The organism is Paenibacillus planticolens, from assembly GCF_013141725.1.
In the GTDB taxonomy this organism is placed as follows: domain Bacteria; phylum Bacillota; class Bacilli; order Paenibacillales; family NBRC-103111; genus Paenibacillus_E; species Paenibacillus_E planticolens.
The window spans coordinates 370885-385989 of sequence record NZ_WHNZ01000061.1 but is presented as its reverse complement, the minus strand read 5'-3'; the positions used below and the strand labels follow the sequence as shown (position 1 = coordinate 385989).

At 49.9% G+C, this 15105-nt stretch carries 12 protein-coding genes; all 12 read left to right on the top strand.

The features are described from left to right. The first annotated feature begins 47 nt into the window (after positions 1-47). The 12 genes from mraZ (at position 48) to murB (ending at position 15104) form a co-directional block, all read left to right on the top strand. Positions 48-485 (top strand): division/cell wall cluster transcriptional repressor MraZ, encoded by a 438-nt coding sequence (gene mraZ, locus GC097_RS26200; RefSeq protein ID WP_127451955.1) that lies wholly within the window; start codon positions 48-50, stop codon positions 483-485. Between the two features lie 91 nt (positions 486-576). Then, the gene (rsmH, locus tag GC097_RS26195; RefSeq protein WP_171686211.1) at positions 577-1527 is read left to right on the top strand and encodes a 16S rRNA (cytosine(1402)-N(4))-methyltransferase RsmH; all 951 of its coding nucleotides are present in this window, start codon (positions 577-579) and stop codon (positions 1525-1527) included. 20 nt (positions 1528-1547) lie between these two features. Beyond that, positions 1548-1982, top strand: coding sequence for a cell division protein FtsL (gene ftsL2, locus GC097_RS26190; protein ID WP_171686210.1), 435 nt, complete (start codon positions 1548-1550; stop codon positions 1980-1982). A 15-nt stretch (positions 1983-1997) separates the two neighbouring features. Beyond that, positions 1998-4286: a penicillin-binding transpeptidase domain-containing protein gene (locus tag GC097_RS26185; protein ID WP_171686209.1), complete on the top strand. Its 2289-nt coding sequence runs from the start codon at positions 1998-2000 to the stop codon at positions 4284-4286. An 87-nt stretch (positions 4287-4373) separates the two neighbouring features. After that, the gene (locus tag GC097_RS26180; protein ID WP_171686208.1) at positions 4374-6302 is read left to right on the top strand and encodes a stage V sporulation protein D; all 1929 of its coding nucleotides are present in this window, start codon (positions 4374-4376) and stop codon (positions 6300-6302) included. Between the two features lie 112 nt (positions 6303-6414). Then, a complete protein-coding gene (locus tag GC097_RS26175; protein ID WP_171686207.1) occupies positions 6415-7902 on the top strand; it encodes a UDP-N-acetylmuramoyl-L-alanyl-D-glutamate--2,6-diaminopimelate ligase in 1488 nt (495 codons plus the stop codon). Continuing rightward, positions 7899-9284: a UDP-N-acetylmuramoyl-tripeptide--D-alanyl-D-alanine ligase gene (locus GC097_RS26170; RefSeq protein WP_171686206.1), complete on the top strand. Its 1386-nt coding sequence runs from the start codon at positions 7899-7901 to the stop codon at positions 9282-9284. Before GC097_RS26175 ends, GC097_RS26170 begins: the two co-directional genes overlap by 4 nt. Before the next feature lie 126 nt (positions 9285-9410). After that, positions 9411-10316, top strand: a complete 906-nt coding sequence (mraY, locus tag GC097_RS26165; RefSeq protein ID WP_216625910.1) for a phospho-N-acetylmuramoyl-pentapeptide-transferase — start codon at positions 9411-9413, stop codon at positions 10314-10316. A 3-nt stretch (positions 10317-10319) separates the two neighbouring features. Continuing rightward, a complete protein-coding gene (gene murD / locus GC097_RS26160) occupies positions 10320-11714 on the top strand; it encodes a UDP-N-acetylmuramoyl-L-alanine--D-glutamate ligase (protein WP_171686204.1) in 1395 nt (464 codons plus the stop codon). Between the two features lie 103 nt (positions 11715-11817). Continuing rightward, positions 11818-12915, top strand: coding sequence for a stage V sporulation protein E (gene spoVE / locus GC097_RS26155; protein WP_171686203.1), 1098 nt, complete (start codon positions 11818-11820; stop codon positions 12913-12915). Positions 12916-12922: 7 nt separating this feature from the next. Beyond that, the gene (gene murG / locus GC097_RS26150; protein WP_171686202.1) at positions 12923-13993 is read left to right on the top strand and encodes an undecaprenyldiphospho-muramoylpentapeptide beta-N-acetylglucosaminyltransferase; all 1071 of its coding nucleotides are present in this window, start codon (positions 12923-12925) and stop codon (positions 13991-13993) included. A 205-nt stretch (positions 13994-14198) separates the two neighbouring features. Next, entirely contained in the window at positions 14199-15104 is a 906-nt protein-coding gene (murB, locus tag GC097_RS26145) for a UDP-N-acetylmuramate dehydrogenase (protein ID WP_171686201.1), read from the top strand. Position 15105: the final 1 nt, after the last annotated feature.

The window sequence follows — 15105 nt, the reverse complement described above, 5'->3', positions numbered from 1 at the left end:
AAGTGGTGAAAAGTGGTAGGAAGTGGAGGGAAAGGGGGCGCCATGCTATGTTCATGGGGGAATATCAACATAGCATAGACGAAAAAGGCCGTATGATTATTCCGGCCAAATTTCGTGAAGCCCTGGGCGAATCCTTCGTTATCACTCGCGGTCTGGATCAGTGCTTGTTCGTATATCCGCGTTCCGAATGGGCGATACTCGAACAAAAGCTTAAAGCACTGCCGTTGATGAAATCAGATGCACGCGCCTTCACTCGTTTTTTCTTCTCCGGCGCAACGGAGTGCGACCTCGATAAGCAAGGCCGGGCGAACATTCCAGGCAATCTCGTCGATCATGCCAAGCTTGAAAAAGATTGTGTGGTTATCGGTGTTTCCAACCGGGTGGAGATTTGGAGCAAGCAAATTTGGGAAAGCTATGCGAATGAATCTGAGCAGTCATTCAATGAAATAGCTGAGAAACTCGTCGATTTTAATTTTGATTTATAGATGCTTACGAAGACAGTTTTGCCAAGGCAAAACTCAGATTATGCTTACGAAGAAAGCTTTGCTAAAGCAAAGCTCTTAGGAGGACACCAAGATGTTTCATCATGTGACGGTACTAAAGGAAGAATCAGTTGAAGGATTACATATAAAGCCCGATGGCGTTTACGTGGATTGCACGATGGGAGGTGCGGGGCATAGTTCTCTGATAGCATCTAAATTAGGTCCGAATGGGTTGCTGATTGCTCTTGACCAGGACGATGTTGCGCTAGCCAATGCTCAGACCGTTTTGGCCCCCTATCTGGATCGGGTGAGAATCGTGAAGAGCAATTTCAGAGATTTGGAGCATGTCCTCATGAGTGAGCCGAGAGCACTACGCGATGGGAAACCTCAGGTCGATGGCATTCTCTTCGATCTTGGCGTATCCTCCCCGCAGTTGGACGACGGAGAGAGAGGCTTCTCCTATCATCAAGATGCGGAACTCGATATGAGGATGGATCGTACGACGGACTTAACCGCCAAAACGATCGTCAATGAATGGCCTCCTGAACGCATTGCGAAAATTTTGTATGAGTATGGGGAAGAGAAGTTTTCGCGCCGAATTGCCGGCGTTATTGCGGAAGCCCGTACCAAAGGACCGATTGAAACCACAGGCGAACTCGTGGAGCTGATTAAGGAAGGGATTCCTGCGGCAGCCAGAAGAACAGGCGGTCATCCCGCCAAGCGAAGCTTCCAAGCGCTGCGAATTGCTGTTAACGACGAGCTGGGCGCTTTTGAAGAGGCGCTGGAGCAATCGCTCAGATGTTTGGCTCCGGAAGGCAGAGTCGCCGTGATTACCTTCCATTCTTTGGAAGATCGTATTTGCAAGCAATTCTTCGTCAACAATGTAGAAAAATGTACATGTCCGCCGGGGTTTCCAATGTGTGTTTGCAAGAAATCAGGTGATCTTAAATTAGTTACGCGTAAGCCGATCATACCGAGCGAGCATGAGTTAGAGGTGAACCAGAGAGCAAGATCCGCCAAGCTGCGCATTGCAGAAAAGCTTTGACCCAAAAGGAGGAAATTGACATGCCATCTTATATCCAGGGAAATTTGGCCCTTGATCAGAAACGTTCTGTTCCAGCGGCTAAGGTAAAGATTAAGGAGACAACCAAAGTTGTTTATCGCAACAAATCGCTGCCGGCCCAAGAGAAAATGCTGTATCTGTTCACAGTTCTCCTCTGTGTCATCGTAGCAGGTGTGATTATCTGGCGATATGCGTCCATCTATCAAATGAATGCAAGTATCTTGAAAATGCAGGGGGAAATTCGCGAGATTCAAGCTCAGAACAGCGCTCTCAAACAGGAAGTTGAGAAATTGCAAAGTCCGGACCGTCTGAAAGAGGAAGCCGTACGTCTCGGATTTAATCTGCAAGATGAGAAACAAGTAAGCCTAGCTACACCGGGGAAAGCAAAGTCAGGCACAAATAGCGGCAAAACTACCAAAGCAGCTTCTAAACCGTAACGGGCAGGTATCGATATGACAAAAAAAATTAAGCTGCGTTCTTTACTTATTGGAGGGTTCTTTACCCTTCTTTTTGTTGTCCTCATAGCTAAAGTCTATTGGATTCAAGTGGTAGATGCGTCCTGGTTGCTAGGGCAGGCTGAGCAAAGATGGGAGACGGACAGAATTATCGCGCCTGTTCGCGGTACGATTATGGACCGGAACGACAAAGTTCTTGCCGTCGAAGGGACAGCCTACACGGTTACGCTGAATCCCAAAATGATAGACAGCTTGCATGTTGCGGATGATATCGCCCGCGGTTTGGCGGACATATTAAAAGAGTCCGATGCGACTAAACCGGCGCTGGAAACGAAGATACGAGAGCTGGCTACTAGAAAGAAGCCGGACGGGAGCGATTTCGCGGTCAATGTCGAGATTCGCAACGAAGGCTGGAAAATTGACAAGGAAAAAGCGGATCAAGTTCGAGATTTCATTGCAACGATGCAGACGAGGCTGAATAAATCGTCCAAAACGAATATCGGCATAGGCATTGCCGAAGAAAAGAAACGCTATTATCCGGGAGAAACGCTGGCTTCGCATATTCTCGGATACACGAACAAAGAAGGCAAAGCAGCGCTTGGCTTGGAATTGAAGCTGGATGACACGCTCAAAGGCGTTCCAGGCTCGTTGAGCTATGAGAAGGACGGCAAGGGTGTGGAGCTGCCGGATGCCAAGGTCAACTTCAAACCGGCGGAGGACGGGAGCAATGTCCGTCTGACCATTGATAAGAACATTCAATTTTACCTGGAGAGCGCGCTGGCTAAAGTCAATGATAAGTGGCATCCGAAAAGCTTAACGGCGATAGCGGTCGATCCGAAGACGATGGAAATATTGGGCATGGCGAACACGCCAACCTTTAATCCGAATAAGTACTGGAACATCAAAGATCAAAGCGATTTTAAAAATAATGCCATTGCCTCCCGCTATGAGCCTGGTTCGACCTTCAAGATTGTCACTTTGGCCGGAACGGTGGAAGAAGGCCTATTCAATCCGAATGAGATGTATCAATCCGGTATGATTCGCGTGCAGGATAGAGAGCTGCATGACCACAACCGCGTCGGTTGGGGCAAAATTTCTTATCTGGATGGATTGAAGCGGTCAAGTAACGTAGCCTTCGTGAAGCTCGGTTTAGAGAAGTTGACACAACCTAAGCTGAAGAGCTATATTGAAAAATTTGGGTTCGCTGAAAAAACGAATATCGATATGCCGAATGAAGTATCCGGACTCATTGATATGAGGTACCCGTCTGAGTATGCGACCGCAACGTACGGGCAAGGGAAAGTCGTTGTTACGGCGATCCAGCAAACCGCTGCTTACGCGGCGATGGCGAATGGCGGCAAATTAATGTGGCCGCATATCGTAAAAGATATCGTTGATCCCAAGACAGGAAAGCCGATTCAATCTTTTGCTCCTCAAGTGATCAGGCAAGTCGTTAGTGAGAAGACGGCAGCAACAGTTAGCGGCTACTTGGAGCAAGTCGTTTCCGATCAAGAAATAGGAACAGGTAAGCTCGCTTTCATGGAAGGGTATCGTGTGGCCGGTAAAACCGGGACAGCGAACTTGGTACTTCCTGGAGAAAAAACGTACTCGACAAATTCATGGGTTATTTCTTTCATTGGGTATGCTCCCGTGGAAGATCCTAAAATTCTCGTCACATTGATTGCGGATCAACCGGATCTTGGCGGCAACTATCATTTGGGCGGTCAAGTGCTTGCGCCGGCTTTCAAAGAAATTGTCGGTTCATCCCTGCAGTATATGGGTGTTAAAACAACGAAGCAGACGCAAATGGTTGTCAAAGAAGCGAATAAGCTAACTGTGCCTAATTTCATGGATATGAGTTCCGAAAGCGCAAAAGCGGCAGCGAAAGAGAGTGGTTTATCTTTTGAAGTATTCGGCAAAGGGGAGAAAGTCATGGATCAATTCCCTAAAGCGGGTACTGAAATCTTGTCCACCCAACGAATCTATATTGCGATGCAAAACGTCAGTGAGATGCCTCTTCCGAATTTAGTGGGGCGGTCCTTGCGGGATGCGGTCGAAGCGTGCTCCTTTTTTAAGGTGGATTGCCAAACCTCCGGTGAAGGTTATGTTTCCGAGCAAGCGACAACCGGCGAAGGCGAAGGGCGCAGCGCAACTTTGCAGCTTAAGCCATTAAGCGATAAATCCGTAACGCTTGGCACTCAAGCGACGTCATCGTCAGATGCTCCGACGCCAACGCCGAATGGGAAGACGGAAACACAGCGAAACACAGTCAAAAAGTCGCCATAAGCAAGAGGCTTGTTCTAACCCCTGTTTGTCCCGAATAGTCATGTTAGGAATGAGACTGACTTACTTGGGAAGGGAGACTGAACGTTCATGCGTGCTTCTAACGTTACTGTTCGCCGCAGATTGTTTACTGCGCTCATCATCGGCACGATCATTTTCGCTGCACTTATTCTCCGGTTGGCCTATGTCCAGCTATGGATCGGACAAGACTTGGCGAATAAAGCGGAGGACAGCTGGAGGAGACAGATTGAGTTTGCGCCGAAAAGAGGAGAAATTCAAGATCGCAACGGGATCACATTGACCTATAGTATGAGCACGCCTACGATCGTGGCGATCCCTGTTCAAATTCAAGATCCTCAAAGTACGGCAGCTAAGCTTGCAGAGGTGCTTCAAGGCAATGCAGACGATATTTATAAGCAAATTACGAAAAAAACGTCCCAGGTCGACATCAAGCCTTCCGGACGTAAAATAACGATTGAAAAAGCGCAGGAAGTCCGCAATCTGCATCTCCCAGGGGTCGTTGTCGCGGAAGATAATAAACGATACTATCCTTTCGGCAGTTTGGCGGCACATATCCTCGGCTTTGCTGGCATAGATAAAGGCTTAACAGGGATTGAAGCGAAATACGACAGTCAATTGACGGGCATTCCCGGCAACATTTCGTACATGACGGATGCAGCGGGCAGACCGTTAAAGGGCACAACGGATAAGTACACAAGTCCAAAGGATGGCTTGAACGTAAAGCTGACGATCGACAGCCATTTGCAGTCTGTGATGGAAAGAGAATTAGACCAAGCGATGGTTCAGTATCAAGCGCAAAATGTCGTCGCCATTATGATGGATCCGAACAATGGCGAAATTTTGGCGATGGGCAGCCGGCCGACCTATGAGCCCGGCAATTATAAAAATTATCCGGCTGAGACATACAACCGGAACCTGCCGATTTGGAAAACGTACGAGCCTGGCTCGACGTTCAAAATCATCACGCTCGCAGCTGCCTTGGAAGAGAAGAAAGTGGATCTCAAGAATGAACCATTCTATGATCCGGGGTTCATCGAGGTTGGCGGAGCCAGACTGCGCTGTTGGAAGCGCGGCGGGCATGGCAGCGAAACGATGCTCCAAGTTGTTCAAAACTCCTGCAACCCCGGTTTCGTTGTCATGGGACAGCGGCTTGGCAAGGAAAAGCTTTTTGATTATATTTCAAAGTTCGGCTTTGGCAAAAAGACGGGCATTGACCTTGGCGGGGAAGAGAACGGAATTATGTTCAAGCCGTCACAGGTGGGGCCTGTCGAGCTGGCGACGACAGCGTTCGGCCAAGGCGTATCCGTCACTCCGATTCAACAAATTACGGCTGTTTCGGCAGCGATCAACGGCGGCAAATTGTTTAAGCCTTATATCGCCAAATCGTTCACGAACCCGGATACGGGAGAAGTCGTGGATGTGACCCAGCCAGAGCTGGTGCGCAACGTTATTTCTGAAGGAACCTCAAAGCAGGTTCGCGAAGCGCTTGAAAGCGTAGTGGCGCTAGGCACTGGGCGCAATGCATTTATCGACGGCTACCGGGTCGGAGGCAAAACGGGAACGGCTCAGAAAGTTATCAATGGTCGATACTCGCCGGATGAGCATATCGTGTCTTTCATTGGTTTTGCCCCGGCGGACAACCCGAAGATTGTGATTTATGCGGCTGTGGATGATCCAAAAGGCCTTCAATTCGGCGGCTTGATCGCAGCGCCTTTAGTTAAGAATATGATGGCTGACGCTTTGCGCTATATGAAGGTGGAGCCGAATAAGCAGCAGCTCGACAAAGAGTACCGGTATGGGGAAACGCCTGTCGTTGAGGTGCCGGACTTGGTTGGAGCGTCAGTTGATGATATATTAGAAGATCTGAACATGAATTTTAAGCTGGCAAAGTCCGGCAACGGCAAATATGTGATCAGCCAAGCGCCGAAAGCAGGCACACGGGTTGATCAAGGTTCAACGATTCGTATTTTTCTATCGAACAATGAGCCGCCGCAGTAGAGGTGTTCCGATATCCTTCGAAAAAAGATTGGCAAATAAGACATGTTTAGCTTTTCCATATGCATAAAATTGTCCATAATAGATAGGAAAAATGTTAAGGAGAGGGTTGCTCATGAAACTGCAGGAGCTTGCTTCGGTACTGCTCATCACCCACATACACGGAAATTCAGATACAGAGATTACGGGGATTGAAGCAGACTCTCGTAAAATAAAACCAGGCGATTTGTTTTTGTGCATCCCTGGACTAACAGTTGACGGTCATGACTACGCCCCAAAAGCGATTGCGCTTGGGGCTTCTGCGCTTGTTACGGAACGGGTGCTGGATGTGCCGGTTCCGCAGCTGGTTGTGAAGGATGCCAGATATGCGATGGCAGCGTTGTCTGCCCATTTCTACGGTTATCCCAGCAAAGAACTGAAGATTATTGGAATTACAGGAACCAACGGCAAGACGACATCGACTTATTTGCTGGAAAAAATATTGCGGGATCAGGGCTTTGCGACAGGCCTCATGGGAACCATTCAAATGAAAATCGGGGATACCTATACCGAGATGGAACGGACGACCCAAGAATCCGTTGATCTGCAGCGCAGTTTCCGCAGCATGTGCGAGGCGGGGACGGATTACTGCATCATGGAGGTATCCAGCCATGCTTTGGAGATGGGCCGGGTGAAGGGGATTCATTTCCGTTCGGGCATTTTTACGAACCTGTCCCAAGATCATTTGGATTATCACAAAACGATGGAAGCCTACGCAGCTGCGAAAGGACTCCTTTTCTCCAGATTGGGGAACGGGTTCTCCGGCGATCTCAAAGATCGTCAATACGCGATCTTGAATGCGGATGACGCAGCATCGGAAACCTTCAACAGACTTACGGCCGCACAGGTGATTACATACGGCATTGAGCATCCGTGCGATGTACGAGCGAGCGACATTCGCATGACAGCAAAAGGTACGGCGTTCAAGCTCGTTTCTTATGCCGGTGAAGCATATTTTCAAATGAAATTAGTCGGTAAATTCAATGTGTATAACGCTTTAGGGGCTATTACAGCAGCTTTGGCGGAGGGGATTCCTCTCGAGGCGATCCGGAATAGCTTAGAAAGTATTGCCGTTGTTGACGGACGTATGGAGGTTGTCGATGAGGGGCAGGATTATTTGGTTCTGGTTGACTATGCCCATACGCCGGATGGATTGGAGAACGCACTGTCCACGGTCCGTGAGTTTGCGGAGGGCAAGGTGATCACCGTGTTTGGCTGCGGCGGGGACCGTGACAGAACGAAGCGTCCTTTGATGGGGAAGGTAACGTCCTCCTATAGCGATTATTTGTATGTAACGTCCGATAATCCCCGCACCGAGAATCCGGAGGCGATTCTGCAGGACATCGTTCCCGGTCTGCAGGAAGTCGGTTATCCCGAGAGCCGGTATGAATTGATTGCGGATCGCAAAAAAGCGATACAAAAGGCTATTGATGGGGCAGGCCCCAAAGATGTAATATTGATAGCGGGAAAAGGCCACGAAACTTATCAGGATATCATGGGGGTCAAGCATGATTTCGATGATCGTTTGGTGGCTAAGGCTGCGATAAAGGGGAGAACACGATGATCCAACGTACATTACAACAAATTGCAGAAATGTTGGGGAGTGAAGTATCAGGGACTGCTGGCGGCACCGTGAAAATAGCTGGCGTCTCTACCGATACTCGCTCGATTCCGGCCGGCAGTCTTTTTGTCCCGCTGATCGGGGAAACGTTTGACGGACATGCGTATGCGGAGGAAGCCTATCATAAAGGGGCGTCAGCTATTTTATGGCAGGAGAATCACGGAGAGGCGCCGGCAGGTGTTCCGCATATCCGTGTGGCGGATACGCTCGCAGCCTTGCAGCAGCTGGCCAAGGCCTATAGAAAGCAGTTGTCTGTGCGCATCGTAGGCATTACGGGCAGTAACGGAAAAACGACGACAAAAGATTTGGTCGCTGCCGTTTTGGGCAGTACGTATAAGGTGCATAAAACAAAAGGGAACTTCAATAATCATATCGGATTGCCGCTTACGCTGCTGCAGCTCGAAGAAACGACAGAATTTGCCGTGGTCGAAATGGGCATGAGCGGACGCGGCGAAATCGAGCTGCTCAGCCATTTGGCCGAGCCGGAAGCTTCGATCATCACCATGATCGGCGAGTCGCATATGCTCCAGCTCGGCTCGCGCGAAGAAATCGCCCGGGCGAAAGTAGAGATCATAAGCGGTATGCCAAGCGGCAGCCTGCTTGTGTACAACGGCGACGAGCCGTTGATTGAACAGGCGCTCGCCGAGCGCAGCCTGCCGGAGGGGCTTCGCCGTCTCCGCTTCGGACACGGCGAAGGCAATGCGAAGCACCCGACCGCCATCCGCATGGATGCGGACGGCACGCACTTCCAGCTCAATTCACCGGGCTACCCGGAATTGTACATTCCTTTGCTCGGCACGCATAACGTCATCAACGCGTTAGCGGCCATCGCCATCGGCGAAGCCTTCGGCGTTCAGCCGGAAGACGCAGCAGCGGGGCTTCGCTCGCTGCAGATGACAAGCATGCGCATCGAGAAGCTGACGGCAGCCTCCGGGCTGACCGTGCTGAACGATGCGTATAACGCCAGCCCGGCCTCGATGCGGGCAGCCATTACGCTTGCCGAACAGCTGAGCGGCTTCGGCCGGAAGTTCCTCTTGCTCGGCGACATGCTGGAGCTTGGCGAGCACGAAGAGCAGTTCCATCGCGAGATTGGCGCGATGCTCAATCCGGAACGTGTAGACTGCGTCTTCACGTTCGGCCGGCTCAGCCGCTTCATTGCAGAGGAAGCGGCGGCGCGTTTCCCGAAGGATCGCGTGCGATCCTTCGAGGACAAAGAGCTGCTCGCGAGCGAGCTTGCAGCTGAAGCGCGAGCGGAGGATCTTGTGCTCGTGAAAGGCTCGCGCGGGATGCGTCTTGAGCAAGTTGTGAATGCCTTACTCGCCTGATTAGGCGCTGAAATAACTAATACGAAACAGTAGATCGTTTTCGGTTGGCGGAAACGAGCAGGGGGAACCGACGTGGAAAACGCAATTTTATTAACAATAGGCGTGGCATTCGTGCTTGCGCTTATTATGGGGCCGCTTTTTATTCCGATTTTGCGGCGTATGAAATTTGGTCAACAAATCCGTGAGGACGGCCCGCAAGGGCACTTGAAAAAGCAAGGAACGCCAACCATGGGAGGCGTCATTATTTTGCTTGCGCTCGCCTTGGCGACGCTTCGTTTTGCAGATAAAAATTCAAATCTGTTGATCTTGCTTATCGCTTCACTCGGCTATGGGCTCGTCGGCTTTCTCGACGATTACATTAAAATCATTTTCAAGCGCTCTCTTGGCCTTACCGCCAAACAAAAGCTGTTCGGACAGCTTTTGATTTCCGCTATTGTCTGCTACTTGCTGGTGATGAAAGGACATAGCACGGACTTATATATCCCGTTTGTGGAATTTCATTTCAATCCGGGCTGGTTGTACTTCCCTCTGATGGCGATTCTCATGCTGGGAGCTTCCAATGCGGTGAACTTCACCGATGGGCTGGATGGCTTGCTTGCAGGGTCAAGTGCAATTGCCTTTGGCGCGTATACGGTAATTGCGATGAACAATACACAGCCTGAAGCTGCGATTTTCTCAGCGGCAATGGTGGGAGCTGTACTCGGTTTCCTTGTGTTCAATGCGCATCCGGCCAAAGTATTTATGGGAGATACAGGCTCTCTCGGCATCGGCGGCGGTTTGGTGGCTGTTGCTATTTTGACCAAAGCTGAGCTGCTGTTAGCGGTCATAGGCGGCGTATTCCTGATAGAAATTCTTTCCGTAGTCATTCAAGTGGTATCTTTTAAAACAAGAGGCAAGCGTGTGTTCAAAATGAGTCCGATCCATCATCACTTTGAATTGGTCGGATGGTCGGAATGGCGTGTCGTTATCACATTCTGGGTCGTAGGTCTCGTACTTGCCGTACTCGGATTATATATGAATGAGGTGTTGTAGAACATGAAGCATCCGCGTGAATATCGTGGACTTGAAGTGGTCGTTCTGGGCTTGGCTCGCAGCGGTGTCGCTGCGGCTAAGCTTTTTCATCAAAAAGGAGCCCTGGTCACTGTCAACGATAAAAAAGAGCGCAGCGCATGCCCTGAAGCCGACGAATTGGAGGCTCTGGGTATTTCTGTTGTATGCGGGTTCCACCCGGAGTCCTTGGTCCATGAGGGCGTTGCGCTGGTCGTCAAAAACCCTGGCATCCCGTACGCGGTAGAACCGATCCGCAAAGCATTGGAATTGGGGATTGAAGTCGTTACTGAAGTTGAGGTCGCGTTTCAGTTCTGCGAAGCTCCGATTATTGGCATTACAGGTTCAAACGGCAAGACGACAACGACGACATTGATTGGATTAATGTTGGATTCAGCAGGGCTGTCGCCTGTGGTGGCGGGGAATATCGGACGCGCGCTGACGGAAGCGGCCCCTGAAGTTACAGCTGACAATTGGATGGTGGTGGAGCTGAGCTCCTTCCAACTGAAAGGAACGACATCCTTCCGTCCGAGAATTGCGCTGTTGTTAAATTTGTATGAAACTCATCTGGACTACCATGGTTCGATGGATGACTATATAGCTTCTAAGGCGAAGCTGTTCGCCAATCAAACGGAGGAAGACACGGCTATATTGAATTGGGACGATCCGGTCTGCCAATCTCTCCTTCCATCACTGAAGGCGAAGCTGTTTCCTTTCTCGATGAAAGAAACATTATCTTTCGGGATCTACTTCGACCAAACGTCTGAGACGCTTGTTTACGCGAACGGACAAGGAGACGTTACGCCGATTATGCCGGCGCGCGAAATCGGGATTCCGGGCAACTTCAACGTTGAGAACGCGATGGCGGCAGCTGCAGCGGCCATTACAGCGGGCGTTGAGCTTACGGCCATAGCGGATGTACTCAGAAGCTTCCAAGGCGTTGAACACCGTCTGGAGCTTGTGAGAGAGCTGGAAGGCGTTACCTTTTATAATAACTCGAAGGCAACCAACGCTGCGGCAACCATTAAATCCATTGAAGTCTTCGACCAGAAGCTTATTCTGATCGCAGGCGGATTGGACCGCGGTTCCGATTATATGGAGCTGCTGCCTATATTCCGCGAACGTATTAAAGGCATTGTCACATTAGGGCAGTCGAAAGAGAAAATTACACATATTGCCGAAATGGCAGGAATTAGCTCCATACAATCCGTCGATACTGCTAAGGATGCAGCGGATGCAGTCGCTAAGGCCGTTCAGCTTGCTTGGCGGATGAGTGAACCCGGAGATATCGTCCTGCTTTCACCGGCTTGCGCAAGTTGGGATATGTTCCCCTCCTATGAGGACAGGGGACGCATGTTTAAGGAGTCCGTGCATAACCTTTAAATAGGGCTTATCCACATGTGTTTGCTGGCAGGTGACGGTATCGTTGCCTGTTTGGCTGAGCATCCTTTGGATGTGGCCCAGAACACATAAAGAGGTGTCTGTTATGGGGAAATCACGGTCTGCTCCTGATATTTGGATTATTATTCCAACCTTGCTGCTTTTGACAATTGGCATTATTATGGTTTACAGTGCGAGCAGCGTACTTGCTTTCCGCGAATTCGGCGATTCGTTGTATTACCTCAAAAGACAGTTGATTTTTGCTGTTTTAGGGATCATCGCCATGTTTTTTACGATGAATGTAGATTATCTTCTTTGGAAAAAGATAGCGCGAATTACGCTAATCGTTTGTTTCATCATGTTGATTATCGTGTTGATTCCCGGCATCGGGGTCGTTCGCGGCGGAGCCAGAAGCTGGCTGGGGATTGGCGCTTTCGGTATCCAGCCGTCGGAATTCATGAAGATGGGTATGATTCTTTATTTAGCCAAAATGCTGTCCGAGCAGCAGTCCAAAATCACCCAGTTTTCCAAGGGATTATTGCCCCCTCTAGGGATTATGGGTCTCGCTTTCGGCTTGATTATGCTGCAGCCCGACCTAGGAACCGGTGCTGTGCTTGTCGGCGCATCGCTGCTGATCATTTTTATCTCAGGGGCAAGATTGCTTCATCTCGCGTATCTGGGTATGATAGGGGTTGCCGGTTTTGTAGGGCTCATCATCGCCGCTCCATACCGGTTAAAGCGGATTACGGCTTTTTTAGATCCTTGGCAGGATCCGCTCGGCGCAGGCTATCAATCGATTCAATCGCTGTATGCGATCGGACCCGGAGGCTTGGTAGGTTTAGGCCTGGGTATGAGCCGCCAGAAATATAGCTATTTGCCTGAACCGCAAACCGACTTTATTTTTTCCATCATTGCAGAAGAGCTTGGTTTTATTGGCGGAACTTTAGTGCTTCTACTGTTTACTATCCTTGTATGGCGAGGGATGCGTGCGGCGCTTACGGCCCCGGACACGTTTGCGAGTTTAATCGCTGTGGGCATTATCGGTATGATTGCCGTTCAGGTTATTATCAATATTGGTGTTGTAATCGGAATGTTTCCGGTTACGGGCATTACACTGCCATTCATAAGTGCAGGCGGTTCGTCATTGACGCTTATGCTGACATCGGTCGGCATCCTGCTCAATATATCCCGTTATTCGAGGTGACAAAGGAATGAAAACAATTGTCTTTACCGGAGGAGGCTCCGCAGGACATGTTACGCCTAACATTGCTCTCATGCATAGGCTGAAGGAGTTAGGTTGGGAAATTAAATACATAGGCTCGGCTGCAGGCATCGAGAAAGACATTATCGAGCGCGAAGGGATTCCTTTTTACCCGATATCTTCCGGGAAATTACGCCGGTATTTCGATCTGAAAAATTTCAAAGACCCTTTTCGAGTTATGAAAGGTGTGTATGAATCATATAGACTGCTCCGTCGTCTGAAGCCCGCCATCGTCTTTTCGAAAGGCGGGTTCGTTTCCGTCCCGGTTGTTTTGGGCAGCCGGATGAACAAAGTGCCGGTCATTATTCATGAATCCGATATGACTCCCGGGCTGGCGAACAAAATTTCCATACCTTTGGCAACGAAGGTGTGCGTCACCTTTCCGGAGTCTATGCAGCATGTACAAAAAGAAAAAGCCGTTCTAACCGGCCTGCCGATTCGCAAGCATATGACAATCGGCAAAGCATCGCGCGGTTACCAGCTTTGCGATTTTCATAAGCAAAAGCCGGTCATTTTAATTATGGGAGGCAGCTTAGGCTCCCAAGTCATCAACCAAGCCGTCAGATCCAATCTGCCTCGCTTGCTGGAGCAGTTCCAAATCGTCCATTTATGCGGAAAAGGCAATGTTGCCGAAGAGCTTGCAGGAACGCGCGGATATAAGCAATTTGAGTACTTAAACGACGAGCTTCCGGATGTGCTGGCGATGACGGAGCTGGTTATTTCCCGGGCTGGAGCTACTTCCATCTACGAGTTTTTGGCATTGGAGAAGCCTATGCTGCTTATTCCATTATCGCTGCAAGCAAGCCGTGGCGACCAAATTCTGAATGCAAAATCGTTTCAGAAGGCCGGATATGCGGATGTCCTGCAAGAGGAAGAACTAACAGCGGAGACGCTGCTTACCCGTCTGGAGGCTCTCTATGCAAACAGAGAGGCTTACAAGGCAGCCATGCAATCTCAAAGCGGCGGCGATGCCGTCGCAGCGATCGTTAAACTGATTGAATCCTATAGCTTATCGGGTTAGTTTTGCGAAAGCGAATAGGCGATTGTCACACTCTATCCGATCTTACATAAACTATACTATAACCGTGACAGACACCTAAGGCTTAATACGGCGCCAAAGCTTGAAGCCCGGCCATCTTCAAATTTGGCCCGTATTTTTGAAATTATGGAGCTTTCAACCGATTTTTCGATAATTTCGCCCTACGTTCTGTGAAGGAGGTTTTCCCATGCAGCAGTTAATATCCGACTTACGGGCAGCAAATATTGGCGAGATTCGAACGAATGAGCGATTAGCCCCTTATACGACTTGGAAAATCGGTGGTCCGGCCGATTGTCTTATTCTCCCAAACACGAAGGAGCAGGTTGCTGCTGTCATCCGTTTCCTGCATCAACGCGGAGTGCCATGGACGATCATCGGTCGAGGCTCTAACCTGCTTGTCAGCGACAAAGGAATCCGGGGAGTCGTAATCAAACTCGGCACAGCACTGGAGACTTTGCGCTTTGAAGGTGCGACAGTCCATGTCGGCGGCTCTTATTCGTTCATTAAATTGTCCGTATTAGCGGCCAAAGAAGGTTTAACCGGACTGGAGTTTGCTTCGGGCATTCCCGGTTCTGTGGGAGGCGCCGTCTACATGAATGCAGGGGCTCACGGGTCTGATGTGTCACGCATACTCAAGCAGGCTGAAGTCATCTTGGACACAGGAGAATTGGTCACGATGCAGGCGGATGATTTGCAGTACGCCTACAGGCATTCCATTCTGCACACGCTGCCCGGCATCGTAACAGAAGCTGTCTTTGAATTACAGGTTGGAGAACGCAAAGAAATCGCTGGAGCCATGGCGGCTTACCGGGATCGGCGTCTCCGCACACAACCGCTTCAATTAGCTTGTGCTGGAAGTGTATTCCGCAACCCCAATGGGGGATTCGCTGCAAAGCTCATCGAAGAGGCTGGCCTGAAAGGCAAACGCGTCGGTGGTGCGGAAATTTCCACCTTGCACGCCAATTTCATTGTGAATACCGGAGATGCTAAAGCCGAGGACGTTCTCACTCTCATAGCGGAGGTGCAGGAGATCGTACTGAAACAGTACGGGATATCGCTTGTACCGGAAGTACTGGTGATGGGTGAGAGGTAAA